Source organism: Aeromonas sp. R5-1, from assembly GCF_040908265.1.
Classification (GTDB): domain Bacteria; phylum Pseudomonadota; class Gammaproteobacteria; order Enterobacterales; family Aeromonadaceae; genus Aeromonas; species Aeromonas caviae.
In genome coordinates, this window is the sequence record NZ_JBFODJ010000104.1 from 44243 (window position 1) to 64111 (window position 19869).

Below are 19869 nucleotides of genomic sequence, written 5' to 3' on the forward strand. Positions count from 1 at the left end.
CTGTCAAAAAGCGTGGAGAAAGAGAGGCTCCGAAAACGGGCGGACAAGGCGCCCTCCCGGAGTGACTCCCCCACAGGCGGCGCGTGACGCCGCACGTTCACGGGGGCAATCCTATGATTTACCAGGCCCTGCCCGCTCGCCACTTTTCTTCTGTAACCTTATGTACAGGCAGACAAAACATCCCCGTCCGGGATAGAGGCAGGAGACGCCATGACACCCTCCCCCCTGATAAGACGCTTCCCCCAAAACGCCCTGGGGCGCGATCTGGCCGTCGGCGACATCCACGGCCACTTCGCCCTGTTGCAGCAGGCCCTCGACACCCTGGATTTTGATCCCGCCCGGGACCGTCTCTTCAGCGTCGGGGATCTGGCGGATCGCGGGCCCGAGTGCAGCGAGGTGATCCACTGGCTGGCCAGACCCTGGTTTCACCCGGTCTGCGGCAATCACGACGACTACGTCTGCCGTTACGAGAGCTGCGATCGGGAGAACTGGGTCCGAAACGGCGGCGGCTGGTTTCAGCAGCTGACCCCTGCCGAGCAGGCGGCGTTCGCCGTCCACTACCGCAGCCTGCCCCTGGTCATCGAGGTGGCCACCCCGGCCGGTCCGGTCGGGCTGCTTCACGCCGATTGTCCCTTCTCCTCCTGGCAGGGGCTGCTGGACCAACTCGATGCCGGGGTGAGCGGCGGACGGCTTCGGGCCATCAAGAACGTCTGCCTCTGGTCAAGGCGCCGTATCGAACGGCTGGACGAGAGCGGGGTCGCGGATCTCGCCGCCCTGGTGGTGGGCCACACCCCGGTGAGGGAGCCGGTGCGCCTTGGCAACGTCCACTACATCGACACCGGCGGCTGGTATCCCGAGGAGGGCGGCTACTTCACCCTGCTGGACCTCAATACCCTGACCCCTCACTTTCCCCTGCCCTGAGCCGGACCGATGGGATGATCAGGCTCACGGACAACGCCCACTGCCCATTAAAGCGCCAGGCGAACGCCCCGGACTTCGCTCTGCCAGCGCGATGGTTTACCATGCAGGCAATTGCGGTGCATGGCACCCCCACCCAGGCGCCAGGCGCCGCCGTCATCGGACACTCCTTTCGAGCAACATGAGCACATCAGCGCACCCGGCCAGCGGGCCCACGTTCTATTTCCACGACTACGAGACCTTCGGCATCAGTCCGGCCAAAGACAGACCGGCGCAGTTTGCGGGCATTCGCACCGACGGGGATTTCAACGTCATCGGCGAGCCGCTGGTGATTTACTGCAAGCCGCCGGCGGATTACCTGCCGGAGCCGGAAGCCTGCCTCATCACCGGCATCACGCCGCAAAAGGCGATGAAGGACGGCCTGTGCGAGGCGGACTTCATCCGCCAGATCCACGCAGAGTTCGCCACCCCGGGCACCTGCGTGCTCGGCTACAACAGCATCCGCTTCGATGACGAGGTGACCCGCTACACCCTCTATCGCAACTTCTATGACCCCTATGCCTACGCCTGGCAGAACGGCAACTCCCGCTGGGACATCCTCGACATGCTGCGGGCCTGCTACGCCCTGCGCCCGCAGGGGATAGAGTGGGCGTTTGACGACGAGGGCAAGCCGAGCTTCAGGCTGGAGAAGCTCACCGTCGCCAACGGCGTGGCCCACGCCAACGCCCACGATGCGCTCTCGGATGTGCTGGCCACCATCGAGATGGCCAGGCTGGTGAAAAAGGCTCAGCCCAAGCTCTTCGAGTACCTCTTTGATCTTCGCAACAAGAACAAGGTGAAGGCCCTCATCGACGTGGTGACCATGAAACCCCTGGTGCACGTCTCCGGCATGTTCTCCCCCTGGCAGGGGTGTGCAAGCTGGGTGTCGCCGCTCGCCTGGCACCCCACCAACCAGAACGCGGTGATCATGGTGGATCTGACCCGTGACCCCACTCCGCTTATCGAGCTCTCCTGCGAGGAGATCCGCGAGCGCCTCTACACCAAAAAAGAGGAGCTGGGGGATCTGGCCGGCATTCCGGTCAAACTGGTGCACATCAACAAGTGCCCGGTGCTGGCCCCGGCCGCCACCCTGACGCCGGAGCGGGCGGACGAGCTGGGCATCAACCGGGCTCAGTGCCGCAAGAGCCTGGATCTGCTGCGGGCCCACCCCGAGGTGCGGGAAAAACTGGTGGAGGTGTTCAACCAGGAGTTTGCCGGCAGCAATGACGGCGACCCCGACACCCAGCTCTACGCCGGTTTCTTCGGCCACGGCGACAAGTCCACCATGGATCTGGTGCGCGCCACCCCGGCGGATCTGCTGGGGGAGCGGGAGTTTGCCTTCACGGATCCCCGTCTGCCCGAGATGCTGTTCCGTTACCGCGCCCGCAACTGGCCCCACACCTTGAGCGAAGCGGAGCAGAAGCGCTGGCGCCTGCACTGCAGCGACTACTTCAGCCGCCGTCTGCCGGATTATGTGCCGCGCCTGGAAGCCCTGGCGGAACAGAACCAGGGGAACGAACGGAACTTTGCGATTCTAAAGAGTCTCTATCACTACCTTGAAAATCTATGAGATGTGAGCCGTTTCACAGTTAAAAACCGATGCGTTTCCCCGGCTCGCGACATAATGGGCAGGGAGCCCAAGCTCCTGATAGTGTGAATATTTAGATGCGCTGACGGCATGGATGCCGTGCTTTCGACTGTTGGGGAACTCTCGTTTTATGCGTTCAGCTCTGCCTGCTTTGACACTCGTCGCCTGTGCCCTGCTGCCCCAGGCCGCCCTCGCTGGCGCCCGGTTCGAGGTGCCAGACTACCTCTTGCGCCTGCCGGAGCAGACCTACCGGCTCATCGAGCACAACTTCAGCACCCTCTACCAGCAGACCGACTTCACCCCGCAAATCACCAACAGCTATTTCAACCACTCGGATCTCTACCGCTTCGCCGGCATTCCCCTGGCCATCACGCCGCAAAACGGCTTCCAGATGGAGGTGTTCGGCCAGCTCTACAACAAGTCGTCCCAGATCTATGCCCAGATGAGCCAGGATCTCTCCCTCTATCGCACCCTGCGGGTGGACATGATGGGGGATCAGAGCGACGAGATCGCCATCGGCATGGGGCTCGGCATCCCCCTGACAACTCGCCTCACCGTCAAGGCGCTCGCCTCCAGCAACGAGATCCCGGGCTATGGTTCCGCCAATTACGCCATCGGGATGGAGTGGCACTTCTAGAGACCATTTCGCCACATAAAAAAGGCTCCCGAGGGAGCCTTTTTGCAGTGCAACGCCATCAGGGGTAGCGGATCACCGCCCCCTGCCCCCCTTGCAGCACCAGGGGGCTCCCCAGGGGCGTCTCGTCCCAGAAGTCCGTGCCCCCCGGCGCCAACGGGAACTCGCAGGCGTGCTCCCCCCAGTTGAACAGGCAGAGCAGCTCGCCGCCCCCGGGCAGCGCCACCCGCCCGCGCTCGAATGCCATCCCCTCGAAGCGGGCCGCCGGGGTGCGCGCGGCGCACAGGGCCAGCAGCTTGCCAAGGCGCGCCCCTTGCGCCTCGTCCAGATCCTGCAATCTGTCCCCCGCCAGTACCATGCCACCGCTCGCCACCAGGGCGGCCAGGTGGAAGTCGTACTCGGCGCGGCTCCCGTGCTGGCCCGGAATATCCCGCAGGCAGACGCAGTCGGGGTCCAGCACCCAGAGCCGCTCGTGCTGCCAGGCGCGGCAGAAGGCTTCTCGCGCTATCTGGCGAAAACGGGGGCCCTGGCGCTCCACGTCATCGCTCACCCGCATGCCGTGCACCAGGCCGAGGCTCGGCCACAGCGGCGCATTGCAGCCGAGCAGGAAAGCCCCCTCCCCGGCACCGCGCAGGATGGCGGCCATGCCGCGCCGATAGGCCTCCACCCGGGTGGCGGCGGGGTCGTGGAAGCGACCACCGTGGATGGCCCCCCAGAAGTTGGCATCGAGCTTGAAGTAGTGAATGCCCCACTGGGTACGCAGGGTGCGAAATACCTGCTCCAGGTGCGTCTGCACCTCGGGGTGGGTGCCATCCAGCACGTACCAGGGGGTGCAGCGCCAGCCCCCGTAGGTGACCCGCTCCGAGGGGAGCGGCAGGCCATCCTCCCCTTTCACGAACCAGTCAGGGTGATCCTGGAACACTTGCGAGCCGGGCTCGGCGATAAAGGGGGCGACCCAGAGCGCCGGCTCGCAACCGGCGGCGCGGATCTCCCCTGCCAGGGCCGCCACCCCCTCCTCGAACTTGGCGGAAGGGGTGAGCCAGTCCCCCATCCTGGCCTGATAGCCGTCATCTATCTGCACGTAGCGCAGGGCCGGGAAACGCTCGGCCCGCACCGCCAGGTTCTCGCGAATGTCCGCCGCGCTCACGTTCGCGTAATAGTGATACCAGGAGCACCAGCCGCTCGGGCGCGTGGGCACCTCCCCCACCAGGGAGCCGTGCTCGGCGGCGATATGCTGCGCCAGCGTCGCGAGCAGGGCCTCCCTGTCCGGCCCCTCCAGGCAGATCAGCGCCTCGCTCTGCCAGTACGCACCCGGCGCCAGGGTGCGCCCTTCGGTGTTCATCACTATCTCGAGGCGCCCGTCGGGATGGAGACGAAACTCCCCGCCAAAGCGCTGGCAGCTCGCAAAGGCCAGCAGCAGCCAGCCCCCCTCCAGCGCCACCAGCAGCAGGTTGTGCACCGTGTGGTAGCCATGATCGGCGGTGATGCGATAGACAGACGCATCGGGGCAGCGGCCCAGGTGCTCGGGGGCATTCCAGCGTCCCCCGGTCTGGGCCAGCATCTGGAACCCCTCCCCGTAGATGGCCGCGTCGGGCGCAAGTCCGAGATCCCCCTCAAACAGCCGCCAGTGGTGGACGGCCTCGGACTGCTTCCCGGTGTTGTCGAGCCTCACCCGGCAAAGCGGCCCCTCCCACTGGCGGGTTTGCAGCAGGGTGTCAGGGAGGGCGGGATCGGCGGGCAGTTGGCGCAACCGGGCCAGGAGAGAGGGGGTCGACATGGGAACTCCTTCTTGTGAATGGGGATGAAGCCGGGGCCATTGTATCCCCTGCGGGCCAGTTGACCCTGTTCCCTCCCCCCCGTGCCTGTTAAACTGCGACCTTGCTCACACTTGCCAAGATGAGGCCCCCGTGCTGCTGCAACGCACCCTGCGCTACCTTCGTGATTTTCTGGTCATCATCGCCTGTCTGCTGGCAGGCAAGGCCGTGGCGGCCATCCTGCCCTTCGCCTTCCCCGGCAGCATCATCGGCATGCTGCTGCTGTTCGTGCTGCTCTCCTTGCAGATCGTCCGCTTCTCCTGGGTCGAGCTGGGGGGCGGCCTGCTGCTGCGCCACATGGGGGTGCTGTTCGTGCCGGTGGCGGTGGGCCTGGTGGCCTGGCTCGAGCCCCTGCGCCAATCCTTCGGTCTCATCATGCTCTGCGTCGTGCTCGGCATCGTGCTCATCCTGGGCGCGGTCGGCCACCTCTATCAAAGGATGAACAAGCCATGATCCTCTGGTTCGCCCTGCCCCTCACCTCACCTTACCCTGTCATCACAAGGATGCAGCCATGATCTTCTGGTTGGCCATTCCCCTCACCCTGGCCCTCTATTTCATGACCCGGGCCCTCTACCGCCGCCTGCCCTGGCCCGTCATCAATCCGGTGCTGATCCCCACCGCCGTCATCATCGGCCTGCTGCTCTGGCTCGATCTGCCCCTGGATCAGTACCAGCAGGGGGCCTCGCCCCTGACCGCCCTGCTGGAACCCGCCGTGGTGGCCCTGGCCCTGCCGCTTTACCAGCAGGCACGCCAGATCCGCGACAAGCTCACACCCATCCTGGCCTGTACCCTCACCGCGGTGCTCATCTCGGTCTGCACCACCCTGGTGGTCGGCCACCTGATGGGGGCGGATCCGGCGCTGCTCGCCTCCATCGCCACCAAGTCCATCACCACGCCGCTCGCCATGAGCGTCAGCCAGTCCCTCGGCGGCATTCCCGCCATCGCCGCCGCCGTGGTGGTGGTGGTGGGGATCCTGGGGGCCCTGGTGGGCTACCCCCTGCTCAAGCTGATGCGGGTCACCGACCCCGAGGCTCAGGGGCTCGCCATGGGAGCCTGCGCCCACGCCATCGGCACCGCCGCCTCCGCCGAGCAGGGGGTGACCCAGGGCGCCTTCTCGTCGCTGGCCATGGTGGTGTGCGGCGTGCTGACCGCGGCCATCGCCCCCCTGCTGTTCGCCCTCTACCACTGGCTGACCTGATCCCCGTTGCCATGGCCGCCCTTGCGGCCATGGCCTCTGTGCCCTTTCACCGTTTCCATCCGATACCCTCGCCTCCCTGATGCCGGGAGCTGGCGCACAGATTGCGAAAGACAAACGTTTCCTTTACCATCCCCGCCCCTTTACCCATCAAGGCGTGAGCGCGCTCACACAATTCGCCGCGCTTGCTCCCTACAATGGCCCCCCAATTGGCCTTTGAGGACACAGTATGCATCCCCGCTTTGCCAAGCCATTCGAGACCCTTTCCGCCCCGCTCCAGGCCGCCCTGCTGCCCATGCTGGGGGACGATTTCCAGGCCCGTTTCACCCCGGACCAGGTCGCGACCCTGAAAGCCGCCACCGGGCTGGATGACAGGGCCCTGCGTCTGGCCTTGCTGCCGCTGGCGGCCGCCTGCTCGGTGGCCCCCATCTCCAGGTTCTTCGTCGGCGCCATCGCCTGCGGCCTGAGCGGCACCTGGTACTTTGGCGCCAACATGGAGTTCGCGGGCCAGGGGCTGTTCCACTCGGTCCATGCCGAGCAGTCCGCCATCTCCAACGCCTGGCTGGGTGGCGAGACCGGGATCTCCGAGATCACCGTGAACTACACCCCCTGCGGCCACTGCCGCCAGTTCATGAACGAGCTGAGCACCGCCAAGACCCTGAAAGTCTCCCTGCCGGACGATCTCAGCGAGCTGCAATCCTTCCTGCCCCACTCCTTCGGCCCCGCCGATCTCGAGATCACCGATGCCCTGATGAGCCCCCAGGCTCACGACGAGCTGGTGCTCGAGAGCGACGACCCCCTGTGGCAGGCTGCGCTCGCCGCCGCCCGCCAGAGCTATGCCCCCTACAGCCAGGGCTATGCCGCGGTGGCGCTGCAGTTCGAGGACGGGCGCATCTTCTGCGGCCGCTATGCCGAGAACGCCGCCTTCAACCCGAGCCTGCCCCCCATGCAGATGGCCTGCGCCCACGCTGTGCTGGGTGGCGAGGATCTCGCCACCGTGCGCCGCGCCGTGCTGCTGGAGAGCAAGGATGGCCAGATCAGCCAGCGGGATTCGGCCCAGTCCACCCTGAAGGCCCTGGGCTCGGTCGAGCTTGAGTACAAAGCCGTCTGACCCCGGCATCCGCCAACGGGAAGGGGAGCTGCGGCTCCCCTTCTTGCTCTCTGCGGCTCTCATCCTGCCCCTCAGCCCCTTTCTCTGCGCCTCTGGCGCCGTGCATCAGATGCCCCCCTGCCCCATGTGAGGGCGGTCTCCCTCCGATGACCTTATTGGCAGACCTCCTCTGCGGTGGCGGGAAGCCCAGGTTAAGGGGCCAATGCCTCCCCCCCGCCCCTTGCAGCCCCCGTGTGTGACCCCAAGATGCATTCGCCCAGCCACTGGGATCCCACCTCTCCATGGATTTTGCAAATACCTTTCCCTGCCGATTCCCCCGACGCGGGGCGGCATGGCGGCGGCGGGAAAGGTCGGGGAAGGGATAAATACCTCGTCCCCGCCCCTTGCGGCCCCCGTGTGTGACCCCAAGATGCATTTGCCAAGCCACTGGGATCCCACCTCTCCATGGATTTTGCAAATACCTTCCCTGCCGATTCCCCCGACGCGGGGCGGCATGGCGGCGGCGGGAAAGATCGGGGAAGGGGTCAATGCCCCGCCCTCTCCCCTTGCAGCCCCCGTGTGTGACCCCAAGATGCATTCGCCCAGCCACTGGGATCCCGCCTCTCCATGGATTTTGCAAATACCTTTCCCTGCCGATTCCCCCGACGCGGGGCGGTATGGCGGCGGGAAACCTCGGGGAAGGGGTCAATGCCCCAGCCCCGCCCCCTGTCGGCTGCTTCCCCCCTGAAATACAGCGGGGGAGCCACTGGCTCCCCCGACTGTCATTGATGTGGCCGATATGGCGGCACCGACCCCTGTCAGGACTCCCACAGGATGCGCTGGCTGCCGGACCAGCGCTCACCGATGTCCGCGTATTTTTGTTCCAGCAGGTGGCGGCGGATCTTCATGGTGGGGGTCAGCACCCCGTTCTCGATGTTCCAGGGGCTCTTGACCACCAGGATGCCCCGCAGGCGAGCATGGGATTCCAGCTTGTCGTTGACCCGGTTGAGGGCAGCCTCCAGCTGGGCTTCCACCCCGGCCTTGTCCCCCTTCATGGCGCTCTCGGCGAGCTGCACCAGGGCAACCGGCTGCGGCATGCCGTAGCCGATGACACAGAGCTGCTCGATGATGGGCTCCTGCCCGAGCATCCCCTCGATGGGCACCGGGGCCACGTACTTGCCCTTGGCAGTCTTGAAGACGTCCTTCATGCGACCAGTGATGGTGAGGTAACCCTCCCGGTCCAGCTTCCCCATGTCACCGGTGTGCAGCCAGCCCTCGGCGTCGATGGCCTCTGCACTGTGCTCGGGATCCTTGTAGTAGCCCACCATCATGCCGTCGCAGCGACAGAGGATCTCCCCCTCGTCGGAGATCTTGATGGTCACCCCGGGCCCGGCCTTGCCGACGGTGCCTATCTTGTCCGCCCGGAACGGGTAGTTGAGGGTGGAGTAGGCGTGGTTCTCGGTCATGCCCCAGGCCTCGGTGATATGGATACCGATGCTGTGATACCACTCCAGCAGCGCCGGGGCCACCGGCGCCGAGCCGCAGCCCAGCACCCGCGCCTGATCCAGCCCCAGCCCCTTTTGCAGCTTGCTCTTGATGAGGCTGGAGACGAGAGGGATCTTGAGCAGCAGCGCCAGCTTTTTCTGGGGCAGCTTCTCGTGGATCTTGATGCGGAACATGGCCCAGAGCCGCGGCACCGAGATGAAGACGGTGGGACGGCAGCGCTTGACGTCCTCGATGAAGGTGTCGAGGGATTCGGGGAAGGCGATGGTGGCGCCGCTGAACAGGCTGCCGCCGTAGATGTAGACCCGCTCGGTGATGTGGGCAAGGGGCAGGTAGGAGAAGCCGCGATCCTCGGCGGTGAGGGAGACCGCCTCCACCAGCTTCTCGCAGGACCAGGCGTAGCGCTCCACGCTCAGCATGGCTCCCTTGGGCTTGCCGGTGCTGCCGGAGGTGTAGACCAGGCTCAGCAGGGCATCCGGCGCCTGCACCGGGCTGTCCGGGATGGGGTCGTATTGCGCCAGCAGATCGTCCCACTGGTGGGTGGCCGGCATGGTGTCGTAAGGCAGGGCGATACGCAGCAGATCCCCGGGCACCCCCGCCTCCTGGCTCTTCCAGTCGTCCAGCTTGCCGACGAAGATCGCCCTGGTTTCGCTGTGGCGCAGCACGTATTCGATGGTGTCGACGTTGGCGGTGGGGTAGATGGGCACGCTCACGTATCCCCCCATCTGCATCGCCAGATCGGCAATGAACCACTGGGCGCAGTTCTTGGAGAGCAGGGCTACCTTGTCACCGGGCACCAGGCCCAGGGCGCGCAGTGCCGTCACCATGCGCCGCGCCTCGTCGGCGACCTCACCCCAGGTGAAGTCGACGTATTCGCGGTGGATGGTCTGACGCAGATAGATTCGGTCGGGACACTGCCGCTCCCAGTGATAGAGCATCTCGAGCGGCAGTCTGGTGGCAATGCGTGAGGTGGAGGCCATGGTTTAATCCCTGAAACAAAAGGCGAGCCTCATTATTAACCTTTTGATAACACTCAGGGAAGCAGATTACTTAAACTTGTGTTTGAACTGCGAATGGGATCAAGCTTCCGCCTGGGCCTGCAGACGCTTCCACATCTCCTGCACCAGCACCTCGTCCTGCTCGGAGAGCTCACCCTGCAAGATGGCCTCGTTCAGGCTGCGCAGCACATAGCTCTTGACGTCCCGCACCAGGGTCTTGCCCTCCAGCTCGGCGCGCGCCACCGCAAGGGAGATGTGCCCTCGCAGATAGCCACCCGCAAACAGCTCGTCTTCGCTGGCCGTGGCGACCATGGCGTCGATCAGTCCCAACAACTTGTGTTCAAAATCGTGAATCGTCATTTAACGCAGCCTCATTTCCGGGGTTGCCGGCAAAAAATTCGGGGAGTGGAACCGCGATCCGGTTGATCGCGGCTCTCTGGCGCCAGGCCAGCCGCATCCTTGATGTCCTATTCCGGGTTGGCCACCGGGTAGATGACCTGATCCTTGTATCCCGTGGTTATGCGCAGATAACCACTCAACGACCGGTTCAGTGCCGGATCGTCGGTGTCCACCAGCAGCGGACGGCCTTCTAGCGCCGCCAGCTTGGCTTTGGTGGCGAGCACCTGGATATGCTCGCGCCCGACGGCCCGGATCACGTCTGGACTCAATTGCTGATTTCCGCGCCCGAACAGATGTCCCTGACCGCCGATCAGGGTGATGATCAGACGGCAGCGACGGCCGCGGATCCGGGTCAGGATCTCGGCGGCGGAGAGATCCTGCCCGATAAGCCGGCCATTTTCCACCAGATCCACACCGAGCAAGGTATTTTCCAGACCCAGCTCCCCCATGCAGGCGGCCACCGTGCTCCCCGACCCCATCAGGTAGAGGGTATCGGGCTCCATCTGCTCCACCACACCGGCGGCAAGATCGGCGAGCACCAGCTCCTCGGACTCCCGCCCCCCCTGCTTGACCGCCTGCACGTAGCGCAGATCCCCGGGCACCAGCAGCTGGCCGTAGTGGCGGGCGCGCACCTTGCCGGCGCGAAACGCCTCCTCGTCGATGTCCATCACCTCCGCATCCACCAGGCTCAGAAGCTCCCCTGCGATCATTCTGGCCGCCACCCGGCCGCTCGCCGCCGGCGTCACCCCGTAGACCCCGGAGTGGATTTTGCACCCCGCCGGGATGCCGAGCACATGGCAGGACTCCCCCACCGCCGCGCAGATGTCACGGGCGGTGCCATCGCCACCGGCGAAGAGCAGCAGATCCACCCCGGCATCGCGCAGGGCCAGGGCGGCAGCCCGGGTGTCCTCGGCGCTCGTCTGCGCCCCGGCAGGCCGATGGACAATGCGATGGGGCAGCCCGAGCTCTGCGGCAAGCGTCTCCCCCATCTCACCGGCCACCGTCAGCAGCTCGAATGACGTGGTCAGCTCGCACAGGGGCAACAGGGCCTGGCGGGCCCGCTCCCGGGCCTTGGGGACGGCCCCGCGCGCCAGCGCCTCGGCGACCATACCGTCACTGCCCTTGAGACCGACGGCCCCGCCGATGCCGGCGACGGGGTTGATGATGAGCCCTAATCGAAACATGTTTCCCTCCTGTTGGATCGCCGCCATTTTATCTTTTCCCGCCACTGGGACAAGCCATGACCCCCTGCTAAAATGCGCGGCTTCTACCTCAATCACTGTTCAACCAAGGTTCAATCATGCTGGAATGGATTGCTGACCCCTCCGCCTGGGTCGCGCTCGCCACCCTGACCCTGCTCGAGATCGTGCTCGGCATCGACAACATCATTTTCATCTCCATCCTGGTGGGTCGCCTGCCGGAAGCCCAGCGCCAGAAAGCGCGCATCCTGGGGCTGGGGCTCGCCATGGGCACCCGCATCCTGCTGCTGCTCTCCCTGGCCTGGGTGATGCGCCTCACCGAGCCCCTCTTCACCGTGCTGGGGGAAGCCATCTCGGGACGGGATCTCATCCTGCTGGTGGGGGGTCTGTTCCTCATCGCCAAGAGCACCCACGAGATCCACCAGAGCCTGGAAGGGGCCGCCGAAGAGGCGGGTGTGGTGAGCAAGACCGCGGGCTTCCTGTCCACCCTGGTGCAGATCGCCATCCTCGACATCATCTTCAGCCTGGACTCCGTCATCACCGCCGTGGGCATGGCGGATCATGTCCCTGTCATGGTGCTGGCCATCATCATCGCCGTCGGCGTCATGATGTTTGCCGCCAAGGCCATCGGCGACTTCGTCGATACCCACCCCACCATCAAGATGCTGGCCCTCTCCTTCCTTATCCTGGTCGGGGTGGCGCTGATGGCCGAAGGGCTGGATCTGCACATTCCCAAGGGTTACATCTACTTCGCCATGGCCTTCTCGCTGGTGGTGGAGATGATCAACATCCGCCTGCGCGGCCACCAGGAGCGGGCCAAGTAAACCGCGACCTGCCGAGAGATGGCCAAACAAAAAGCGCGACCCAGGGTCGCGCTTTTTTATTGCCCCGCCAACGGGGCGCCTTGGGCTCAGAGGGCGTTGCGAGCGGCCACGGCGTCCGCCAGGTTGCGCAGCAGCACCTCGGTATCGGCCCAGCCGATGCAGGCGTCGGTGATGCTCTGGCCGAAGGTGAGCTCGCACCCGTCCACCAGATCCTGACGCCCTTCCACCAGGTGACTCTCCACCATGACGCCGAACACCGCCTTGCTGCCGGTACGCAGCTGACCGGCCACGTCCTCGGCCACCAGCATCTGGTTCTTGAACTGCTTGCTGCTGTTGGCGTGGCTGAAGTCGATCATCACTTTCTGGGGCAGACCCGCCTTGTCCAGACCACTCACCACCTCATCCACGTGACGGGCGCTGTAGTTGGGCTCGCGGCCACCGCGCAGGATGATGTGACAGTCCGGGTTGCCAGCGGTCGAGACGATGGCGGAGTGGCCGTACTTGGTCACCGACAGGAAGTGATGCGGGGCGCTGGCGGCGCCGATGGCGTCGATGGCCACCTTGATGGTGCCGTCGGTGCCGTTCTTGAAGCCCACCGGGCAGGAGAGACCGGAGGCCAGCTCGCGGTGTACCTGGGATTCGGTGGTACGGGCACCGATGGCACCCCAGCTCATCAGATCCGCCACGTATTGCGGGGTGATCATGTCGAGGAACTCGGAGGCGGTCGGCAGCCCCATGTCGTTGAGATCCAGCAAGAGCTTGCGACCCAGGCGCAGGCCGTCATTGATCTGGCAGCTGTTGTCGAGGTAGGGATCGTTGATCAGCCCCTTCCAGCCCACTGTGGTACGGGGTTTTTCGAAGTAGACCCGCATCACGATCTCCAGCTGATCTTTCAGCTCGTCGCGCAGCACCTTGAGGCGTTTGCCGTATTCCAGGGCGGCGACCGGATCGTGGATGGAGCAGGGGCCGATCACCACCAGCAGGCGATCATCGTCGCCGGCCAGGATGTTGTGGATGGCCTGACGGGATTCAAACACGGTGGCCGAGGCGGTGTCGGTCGCCGGAAACTTCTCAAGCACCGCAACCGGGGGCAATAACTCTTTGATTTCACTGATACGAACGTCGTCGGTTTGATGCTGCATGACCAAGTTTCCTGCTAGATGACTGCGATAAAGAGATCTCAATCTAGCCCTGTGCCGGGTCGGTGTAAATAGAAAATTACATTCTTCGACAAGGAATTTTATTATCGCACCTTGCAAGTTTGCATAATGCTGCTAGGAGGCATGAAAAAAGCGGGGGCAGAGATGAAAAGGCCCGCACGAAGCGGGCCGAAAGGGCTCAGGCCTGACTGACGCTGGCCAGCTTGTCGAAGTAGTCCGGGAAGGTCTTGGAGGTGCAACCCGGATCATTGATGGTGACCGGCGTATCGGAGAGTGCCACCAGGGAGAAGCACATGGCGATGCGGTGATCGTTGTAGGTGTCGATGGCCGCGTGTTTGAGCTGTGCGGGCGGGATCACGGTGATGAAGTCGTGCCCCTCCTCCACTTCCACGCCCAGCTTGCGCAGCTCGGTCGCCATGGCGTGCAGGCGGTCGGTCTCCTTCACCCGCCAGTTGTAGATGTTGCGGATAGTGGTGGTGCCCTCAGCAAACAGCGCCGTGGTGGCGATGGTCATGGCCGCATCCGGGATGTGGTTCATGTCCATGTCGATGCCGTGCAACGGCCCCTGCTCGGCCTCGATGAAGTCATCGCCCCAGGTGATGCGGGCCCCCATCTTCTCCAGTACGTCGGCGAAGTGGATGTCCCCCTGGATGCTGTTCTTGCCGATGCCGGTAACCCGCACCTTGCCCTTGATGGCGCCCGCCGCGAGGAAGTAGGAGGCGCTGGAGGCATCCCCTTCCACCAGGAAGTCCCCCGGGCTGACATAGGTCTGGTTGCCCTTGATGTAGAACACCTTGTAGTCGTCGTGCTCGATGACCACCCCGAACTGCTTCATGATGTGCAGGGTGATGTCGATGTAGGGCTTGGAGACCAGCTCCCCCTTGATGTGGATGCGGGTGTCGCCGGCCGCCATGGGGGCCGCCATCAAAAACGCCGTCAGGAACTGGCTGGAGACGGAGCCGTCGATGTGGACATCGCCACCCCAGAGCCCCTTGGCATCCACCACCAGAGGCGGATAGCCATCTTTCTTCAGGTACTGGATGTGGGCACCCGCTTCGCGCAGGGCATCCACCAGGTGGCCGATGGGGCGCTCTTCCATGCGCGGCTCGCCGCCCAGGGTGTACTCGCCGGAGCCCAGGCACAGGGCGGCGCACAGGGGGCGCATGGCAGTACCGGCATTGCCGAGGAACAGGTTGACCGGTGCCGAGACCGCGAAGCTGCGACCCAGACCGTGCACGGTGCACTCGGTCTTGTCGGCGGAGAGCTTGTACTTGACGCCGAGCTGGGTCAGCGCCGCCAGCATGTGGCGGATGTCATCGCTGTCGAGCAGGTTGGTCAGCCGGGTGGTGCCCCGGGCCAGGGCCGCCAGCAGCAGGGCCCGGTTAGAGACACTCTTGGAGCCGGGCAGATTGACCACCCCGGCCACACTAGAAATGGGTTCCAAACGCAACGAATTCATAGACTTCCTGTTCGATCTCAATTAAATCACCTGACCGGACGTTAACAGCCCGCGTCCCCCGCGGCAAGTTCGACAGTGGCACGACCGCGGGAGACGGCAGCCTGGGTCAGGATGGGTCTGAAAAACAGACGCCGGGGAGTCCCCGGCGTCTGGCAATGGGGAGACACGCCTCAACCGTGGCGTTTGGCAAAGTCATCCATAAAGCTGACCAGGGCCTTGACCCCTTCCAGGGGCATGGCGTTGTAGAGGCTGGCGCGCATGCCACCGACGATGCGGTGTCCCTTGAGGGCCAGCAGACCGGCCGCTTCCGACTCCGCCAGGAACAGCTTGTCCAGGGCCTCGTTTTTCAGCTGGAAGGGCACGTTCATGCGGGAGCGGCAGGCCACATCCACCTTGTTGCCGTAGAAGCTCGACTGATCGAGGTAGCCGTAGAGGAAGTCGGCCTTCTCCTTGTTGCGTGCTTCCATCGCCGCCAGGCCACCCTGCTCCTTGAGCCACTCGAACACCAGCCCGGCCAGGTACCAGGCGTAGGTGGGGGGCGTGTTGAACATAGAGTCGTTCTTGGCGGTGAGCTGGTAGTCGAAGATGGACGGCACATCGGCACGGGCCTGGTTCAGCAGGTCGTCGCGCACGATGGCGATGGCCAGACCAGAGGGGCCTATGTTCTTCTGGGCACCGGCGTAGAGGATGCCGAAGCGGCTCACATCGAGGGGACGGGAGAGGATGGTGGAGGAGAGATCCGCCACCAGGGGCACATCGCCGGTGGCCGGGATGTCGAACATCTCGATGCCATCGATGGTTTCGTTCGGGCAGTAGTGTACATAGGCGGCATCGGCGCGAAACGCCGGCGTCGGCAGCAGGTGGGAGACCCCCTGCTCGTTCTTGGCTACCCCCTGGAAGGTCTGGATGTCACCGTATTTCTGGGCTTCATCCACGGCGCTCTGGGCCCAGACGCCGGTCACCAGGTAATCTGCCTTCTTGTTGGCGCCACCCAGCAGGTTCATGGGCACGGCGGAGAACTGGCCGCGGCCACCGCCGTGCATGAAGAGCACCTTGTAGTTGTCCGGCACCGCCAGCAGGTCGCGCAGGTCCGCTTCGGCCTTCTCGGCGACCGCCATATAGGGCTTGCCGCGATGGGAAAGCTCCATGACCGAGGCTCCCAGCCCCTGGAAATTACAAAATTCGCGCTGGGCGCGCTCCATGACTTCAACCGGCAACATGGCAGGGCCGGCGCAGAAGTTGTAAATCTGTTTGCTCATGACGCTTTCCGTGAATGGATGTGTGTGATCGGTGACTCGAACGTTTTTACACGACAGCCCCCCGTGGGGGCAAAGGCTTTTTGGGATCCAGCGCAACCTTTTGCCCCGGCGCCACCGGGCACCCATCAGACAAAAGCCCTGAACGGGCCAGGGCTTGCAGAGAATATGCATGGAAACGGGGGCGAGACAGCACGGACGGCTTTGTTCGCCCCTATGTGGCAAATTTACAGCTTGGCGGTGAGCTCCGGCAGCAGGGTGAAGAGATCCCCCACCAGACCGTAGTCCGCCACCTGGAAGATGGGGGCCTCCGCGTCCTTGTTGATGGCGACGATCACCTTGGACTCCTTCATCCCCGCCAGATGCTGGATGGCGCCCGAGATGCCCACCGCGATGTAGAGCTCGGGGGCCACCACCTTGCCGGTCTGCCCCACCTGCAGGTCGTTGGAGACATAACCGGCATCCACGGCGGCCCGCGATGCCCCGACGGCAGCCCCCAGCTTGTCCGCCAGAGCGTCGATGAGGGCAAAGTGCTCTTTCGAGCCGAGCGCCCGCCCGCCGGAGACCACCACCCGGGCCGCCCCGAGCTCGGGTCTGGCGGAGCGCACCGCACGCCGCTCGATGAGCCGGGTACGGCAGCGCACCTCGGCCACCGGCAGCGATTCCATCGCGGCACGCTCCTCCCCGGACCCGGCCTTGGCGAACGCGGTGGGCCGCACGGTGAGCACCTTGACGGGGGCGCTGCTCGCCACCCGGGCGATGGCGTTGCCCGCATAGATGGGACGCAGGAAGGTGTCGGGCCCCTCGATGCCGGTCACCTCGGCGATCATCTCCACCCCGAGCCTGGCCGCCACTCGCGGCAGAAGATCCTTGCCCTGGCTGCTGGCCGCCATCAGGCAGTGCTGGTAGTCCCTGGCCACCTCGGCGAGCAGTCTGTCGACCCCGTCGTTGAGCCCCTCCGCCAGCATGGGATGTTCTGCCAGCAGCACCCGGTTTACCCCCGTAAGGGCGGCGGCCTGCTCCCCCGCCTCCGTCAGCCCCTGCCCCAGCAGCAAGAGGTGCACCTCGCCCCCCAGGCGCCCCGCCGCCGTGACCAGCTGGGCCAGGTTGTCGGCGATCCGCCCCTGATGATGTTCCGCAATCACAAGTACGCTCATGGCAGCACCTTCATGTCATCCATTGATCCCTTGCTCCCCTGGGCCGCTGCCCCATGCATGGCGCTCACGCCTGCGGGAGGCATCCCTCTCATGCACCTGCCCATCAGAGCACCCGGGCTTCGTGCTTGAGCTTGTCCAGCAGCTCGTCCACCGAGCCCACCCTGATGCCGGCGCTGCGCACCGGCGGCGCCATCACTCCGAGCTGCCGTGTCTGGCCGGCCGGTGCTACCCCGAGGGCGGCGAACGGCTGGCTCTCCAGCGGCTTGCGCTTGGCCTTCATGATGTTGGGGAGGGAGGCGAAGCGCGGCTCGTTGAGGCGCAAGTCCACGGTCACCACGGCGGGCAGCGCCATGCCGAGGGTCTCGAGGCCACCGTCTATCTCGCGGGTCACCTGCAATTCCCCCTCCACCAGCCTGATGGCGGAGGCGAAAGTGGCAAGCGGCCAGTCATTGAGGGCGGCGAGCATCTGCCCTACCTGATTGTTGTCAGAGTCGATGGACTGTTTGCCGAGCAGCACCAGATCGGGCTGCTCCTGCCCGCACACCGTTTGCAGGGCCCGGGCCACGGTGAGCGGAGTCAGGGACTCGCCGGTAACATAGTGCAGCGCCCGATCCGCCCCCAGCGCCAGGGCATGGCGCAACTGCTCGGCCGCCGCCTCGGGGCCAAAGGTCACCACCACCAGCTCGGATGCCACGCCGGCTTCCCGCAGCCTGACCCCCTCCTCCACCGCGATTTCACAAAACGGGTTGATGCCCATCTTCACATTGGCGAGCTCCACATCGGAGCCATCCCCCTTGACCCGGATCCTGACGTTGTAATCAACGACCCGTTTGACTGCGACCAGCAGCTTCATGGCGGTCATCCCTCATACCTGTTGTGTGGGTCCACCTTGTCGTCACTCACTTTTCTGCTGACAAAGTGGTTTACGTTTACGTAAACTACCAGAACTACCCTAGGCCAAGTCGAGCACAGAGGCAAGATGGAACGCGAAGCAATGGAATTTGATGTCGTCATCGTCGGTGGCGGCCCGGCAGGCCTGAGCGCCGCCATCGCATTGAAGCAGCAGGCCCCGGCCCTCTCGGTCTGCCTGCTGGAGAAGGGGGCCGAGATAGGCGCCCACCTCATCTCCGGCGCCCTGCTCGATCCCGTCGCCCTCAGGGAGCTGCTGCCAGAGAGCTGGCAGGAGGCCCCCCTCGGTGTGCCGGTGACGGATGATCAGGTCCATCTGCTGCAAAGCGACAGCCGCTCCCTGCATCTGCCCCACTGGGCGGTGCCACCCCGCATGCACAACGACGGCAGCCACATCATCAGCCTCGGCACCCTCTACCGCTGGCTCGGCAAGCAGGCCGAGGCCCTCGGTGTCGAGATCTACCCGGGCTTTGCGGCAAGCACCCTCATCGTGGAGGAGGGCCGGGTACGCGGGGTGGTGACCGGTGATCTTGGCCTCGACAAGGAGGGCAACCCCAAGCCGGATCACGTGCCCGGCATGGCCCTGTATGGCCGCTATACCCTGTTTGCCGAAGGGGCGCGCGGCCACCTCGGCAAACAGCTGATCGCCCGATTCCATCTGGAAAATACCGCCCAGCCGCAGCATTACGCCATCGGCTTCAAGGAGGTGTGGCAGGTGCCTGCGGGACAATCCCATCCTGGGCGGGTGCTCCATGGCAGCGGCTGGCCCCTTGGTGAGGGAAAGGGCAACAAGAGTCAGGGGGGCTTCTATCTCTATCATCTGGCCCAGGATCTGGTGGCGGTCGGCCTTATCGTCGATCTCAACTACCAGAATCCCTGGCTCAGCCCCTTTGACGAATTCCAGCGTCTCAAGCACCACCCCCTCATCGCGGCAACGTTGCAGGGGGGCGAGCGCATCAGCTACGGCGCACGGGCCATCACCAAGGGGGGCTGGCACTCATTGCCGCGCATGCACTTTCCCGGCGGCCTGCTCATCGGCTGTGATGCGGGCACCCTGGACTTCTCCCGCATCAAGGGGATCCACACCGCCATGAAGTCAGGCATGGTGGCGGCCGCGACGGTCGCCATGGCACTGCGAGGAGGGGATGAAGGGGGACGGGATCTGGCCGAGTTTCAGGACGCGCTGCTGCAAAGCTGGCTGACCCGGGAGCTGAAGAGGGCCCGCAACGTTGGGGCCGCCCTGCACCGCTTCGGCCCCTGGCTCGGCGGCGCCTTCAACTGGCTGGAGCAGCGACTCTTTGCCTTGACCTCTCCTTTTACTCTGCTGGACAAGGAGCCGGATTACCGCCAGCTGCGCCTGGCCAGCCGTTGCCAGCCCATCGACTACCCCAAACCCGACGGCAAGCTCAGCTTCGACAAGCTCTCCTCCGTCTATCTGGCCAGCACCAGCCACGACGAGGATCAACCCTGTCACCTGACCCTTCAGGACGCGCGCATTCCGGTCGAGGTCAACCTGCCCACCTGGGCCGAACCCGCCCAGCGCTACTGCCCGGCGGGGGTGTTCGAGATCCTCGATGGGGATACCCGGCCAAGGCTGCAGATCAACGCTGCCAACTGCATTCACTGCAAAACCTGCGACATCAAGGATCCCAGCCAGAATATCGTCTGGACGCCGCCCCAGGGCGGCTCGGGCCCCAACTACCCCAATATGTAACAGGCTTGCCCAC

Annotated in this window: 17 protein-coding genes; 8 read left to right on the top strand and 9 right to left on the bottom strand. The window is 64.8% G+C overall.

Annotated elements, in window-relative coordinates; translation table 11 throughout:
- Positions 1 to 210 precede the first annotated feature (210 nt).
- From AB5Y64_RS14545 to AB5Y64_RS14555, 3 genes are all read left to right on the top strand, one after another.
- Positions 211 to 921, top strand: coding sequence for a metallophosphoesterase (locus tag AB5Y64_RS14545; protein ID WP_368204043.1), 711 nt, complete (start codon positions 211 to 213; stop codon positions 919 to 921).
- A gap of 178 nt (positions 922 to 1099) precedes the next feature.
- Positions 1100 to 2527 carry an exodeoxyribonuclease I gene (gene sbcB, locus AB5Y64_RS14550; RefSeq protein WP_010674464.1) on the top strand — a complete coding sequence of 476 codons (1428 nt, stop codon included), beginning with the start codon at positions 1100 to 1102 and terminating at the stop codon, positions 2525 to 2527.
- Positions 2528 to 2675: 148 nt separating this feature from the next.
- Positions 2676 to 3182 (top strand): hypothetical protein, encoded by a 507-nt coding sequence (locus AB5Y64_RS14555; protein ID WP_010674463.1) that lies wholly within the window; start codon positions 2676 to 2678, stop codon positions 3180 to 3182.
- 58 nt (positions 3183 to 3240) lie between these two features.
- On the opposite strand, the gene AB5Y64_RS14560 is transcribed toward AB5Y64_RS14555, so the two are convergent.
- The gene (locus AB5Y64_RS14560; RefSeq protein WP_180911624.1) at positions 3241 to 4956 is read right to left on the bottom strand and encodes a glycoside hydrolase family 36 protein; all 1716 of its coding nucleotides are present in this window, start codon (positions 4954 to 4956) and stop codon (positions 3241 to 3243) included.
- A gap of 130 nt (positions 4957 to 5086) precedes the next feature.
- Between AB5Y64_RS14560 and AB5Y64_RS14565 the strand changes: the two genes are divergently transcribed.
- The 3 genes from AB5Y64_RS14565 to cdd all read left to right on the top strand — a co-directional run bounded on the left by AB5Y64_RS14565 (position 5087) and on the right by cdd (position 7299).
- Positions 5087 to 5446 (top strand): CidA/LrgA family protein, encoded by a 360-nt coding sequence (locus AB5Y64_RS14565; protein WP_010674461.1) that lies wholly within the window; start codon positions 5087 to 5089, stop codon positions 5444 to 5446.
- Positions 5447 to 5504: 58 nt separating this feature from the next.
- The gene (locus AB5Y64_RS14570; protein ID WP_368204045.1) at positions 5505 to 6191 is read left to right on the top strand and encodes an LrgB family protein; all 687 of its coding nucleotides are present in this window, start codon (positions 5505 to 5507) and stop codon (positions 6189 to 6191) included.
- A gap of 226 nt (positions 6192 to 6417) precedes the next feature.
- Complete coding sequence (gene cdd / locus AB5Y64_RS14575; RefSeq protein ID WP_010674459.1) at positions 6418 to 7299, top strand: cytidine deaminase; 882 nt, start codon at positions 6418 to 6420, stop codon at positions 7297 to 7299.
- Positions 7300 to 8096: 797 nt separating this feature from the next.
- Here cdd and AB5Y64_RS14580 read toward each other — a convergent pair.
- The 3 genes from AB5Y64_RS14580 to AB5Y64_RS14590 all read right to left on the bottom strand — a co-directional run bounded on the left by AB5Y64_RS14580 (position 8097) and on the right by AB5Y64_RS14590 (position 11362).
- Positions 8097 to 9761, bottom strand: coding sequence for an AMP-binding protein (locus tag AB5Y64_RS14580; protein WP_042863732.1), 1665 nt, complete (start codon positions 9759 to 9761; stop codon positions 8097 to 8099).
- Positions 9762 to 9860: 99 nt separating this feature from the next.
- A complete protein-coding gene (locus AB5Y64_RS14585; protein WP_010674457.1) occupies positions 9861 to 10139 on the bottom strand; it encodes a YfcL family protein in 279 nt (92 codons plus the stop codon).
- 107 nt (positions 10140 to 10246) lie between these two features.
- Complete coding sequence (locus tag AB5Y64_RS14590) at positions 10247 to 11362, bottom strand: ATP-NAD kinase family protein (RefSeq protein WP_042017248.1); 1116 nt, start codon at positions 11360 to 11362, stop codon at positions 10247 to 10249.
- 116 nt (positions 11363 to 11478) lie between these two features.
- Here AB5Y64_RS14590 and AB5Y64_RS14595 point away from each other — a divergent pair, with 116 nt between their 5' ends.
- The gene (locus AB5Y64_RS14595) at positions 11479 to 12201 is read left to right on the top strand and encodes a TerC family protein (RefSeq protein WP_010674455.1); all 723 of its coding nucleotides are present in this window, start codon (positions 11479 to 11481) and stop codon (positions 12199 to 12201) included.
- A gap of 86 nt (positions 12202 to 12287) precedes the next feature.
- Here the strand turns inward: AB5Y64_RS14595 and aroG are convergent, their stop codons facing one another.
- The 5 genes from aroG to AB5Y64_RS14620 all read right to left on the bottom strand — a co-directional run bounded on the left by aroG (position 12288) and on the right by AB5Y64_RS14620 (position 18086).
- Positions 12288 to 13343: a 3-deoxy-7-phosphoheptulonate synthase AroG gene (gene aroG / locus AB5Y64_RS14600; RefSeq protein WP_010674454.1), complete on the bottom strand. Its 1056-nt coding sequence runs from the start codon at positions 13341 to 13343 to the stop codon at positions 12288 to 12290.
- Between the two features lie 196 nt (positions 13344 to 13539).
- Complete coding sequence (gene aroA, locus AB5Y64_RS14605) at positions 13540 to 14820, bottom strand: 3-phosphoshikimate 1-carboxyvinyltransferase (protein WP_010674453.1); 1281 nt, start codon at positions 14818 to 14820, stop codon at positions 13540 to 13542.
- 170 nt (positions 14821 to 14990) lie between these two features.
- Complete coding sequence (gene serC / locus AB5Y64_RS14610; protein WP_010674452.1) at positions 14991 to 16079, bottom strand: 3-phosphoserine/phosphohydroxythreonine transaminase; 1089 nt, start codon at positions 16077 to 16079, stop codon at positions 14991 to 14993.
- A gap of 224 nt (positions 16080 to 16303) precedes the next feature.
- Positions 16304 to 17233: an electron transfer flavoprotein subunit alpha/FixB family protein gene (locus AB5Y64_RS14615; protein ID WP_039038889.1), complete on the bottom strand. Its 930-nt coding sequence runs from the start codon at positions 17231 to 17233 to the stop codon at positions 16304 to 16306.
- A gap of 103 nt (positions 17234 to 17336) precedes the next feature.
- Positions 17337 to 18086 carry an electron transfer flavoprotein subunit beta/FixA family protein gene (locus AB5Y64_RS14620; RefSeq protein WP_319900283.1) on the bottom strand — a complete coding sequence of 250 codons (750 nt, stop codon included), beginning with the start codon at positions 18084 to 18086 and terminating at the stop codon, positions 17337 to 17339.
- Positions 18087 to 18212: 126 nt separating this feature from the next.
- Between AB5Y64_RS14620 and AB5Y64_RS14625 the strand changes: the two genes are divergently transcribed.
- Positions 18213 to 19856: an electron transfer flavoprotein-ubiquinone oxidoreductase gene (locus AB5Y64_RS14625; RefSeq protein ID WP_368204047.1), complete on the top strand. Its 1644-nt coding sequence runs from the start codon at positions 18213 to 18215 to the stop codon at positions 19854 to 19856.
- Positions 19857 to 19869: the final 13 nt, after the last annotated feature.

Excerpts from the sequence above, each read along its gene's own strand:
- AB5Y64_RS14545 (WP_368204043.1), top strand. The coding sequence starts at position 211 with ATGACACCCTCCCCCCTGATAAGACGCTTCCCCCAAAACGCCCTGGGG.
- sbcB (WP_010674464.1), top strand. The coding sequence starts at position 1,100 with ATGAGCACATCAGCGCACCCGGCCAGCGGGCCCACGTTCTATTTCCAC.
- AB5Y64_RS14555 (WP_010674463.1), top strand. The coding sequence starts at position 2,676 with ATGCGTTCAGCTCTGCCTGCTTTGACACTCGTCGCCTGTGCCCTGCTG.
- AB5Y64_RS14560 (WP_180911624.1), bottom strand. The coding sequence starts at position 4,956 with ATGTCGACCCCCTCTCTCCTGGCCCGGTTGCGCCAACTGCCCGCCGAT.
- AB5Y64_RS14570 (WP_368204045.1), top strand. The coding sequence starts at position 5,505 with ATGATCTTCTGGTTGGCCATTCCCCTCACCCTGGCCCTCTATTTCATG.
- cdd (WP_010674459.1), top strand. The coding sequence starts at position 6,418 with ATGCATCCCCGCTTTGCCAAGCCATTCGAGACCCTTTCCGCCCCGCTC.
- AB5Y64_RS14580 (WP_042863732.1), bottom strand. The coding sequence starts at position 9,761 with ATGGCCTCCACCTCACGCATTGCCACCAGACTGCCGCTCGAGATGCTC.
- AB5Y64_RS14585 (WP_010674457.1), bottom strand. The coding sequence starts at position 10,139 with ATGACGATTCACGATTTTGAACACAAGTTGTTGGGACTGATCGACGCC.
- AB5Y64_RS14590 (WP_042017248.1), bottom strand. The coding sequence starts at position 11,362 with ATGTTTCGATTAGGGCTCATCATCAACCCCGTCGCCGGCATCGGCGGG.
- AB5Y64_RS14595 (WP_010674455.1), top strand. The coding sequence starts at position 11,479 with ATGCTGGAATGGATTGCTGACCCCTCCGCCTGGGTCGCGCTCGCCACC.
- aroG (WP_010674454.1), bottom strand. The coding sequence starts at position 13,343 with ATGCAGCATCAAACCGACGACGTTCGTATCAGTGAAATCAAAGAGTTA.
- aroA (WP_010674453.1), bottom strand. The coding sequence starts at position 14,820 with ATGAATTCGTTGCGTTTGGAACCCATTTCTAGTGTGGCCGGGGTGGTC.
- serC (WP_010674452.1), bottom strand. The coding sequence starts at position 16,079 with ATGAGCAAACAGATTTACAACTTCTGCGCCGGCCCTGCCATGTTGCCG.
- AB5Y64_RS14615 (WP_039038889.1), bottom strand. The coding sequence starts at position 17,233 with ATGAGCGTACTTGTGATTGCGGAACATCATCAGGGGCGGATCGCCGAC.
- AB5Y64_RS14620 (WP_319900283.1), bottom strand. The coding sequence starts at position 18,086 with ATGAAGCTGCTGGTCGCAGTCAAACGGGTCGTTGATTACAACGTCAGG.
- AB5Y64_RS14625 (WP_368204047.1), top strand. The coding sequence starts at position 18,213 with ATGGAACGCGAAGCAATGGAATTTGATGTCGTCATCGTCGGTGGCGGC.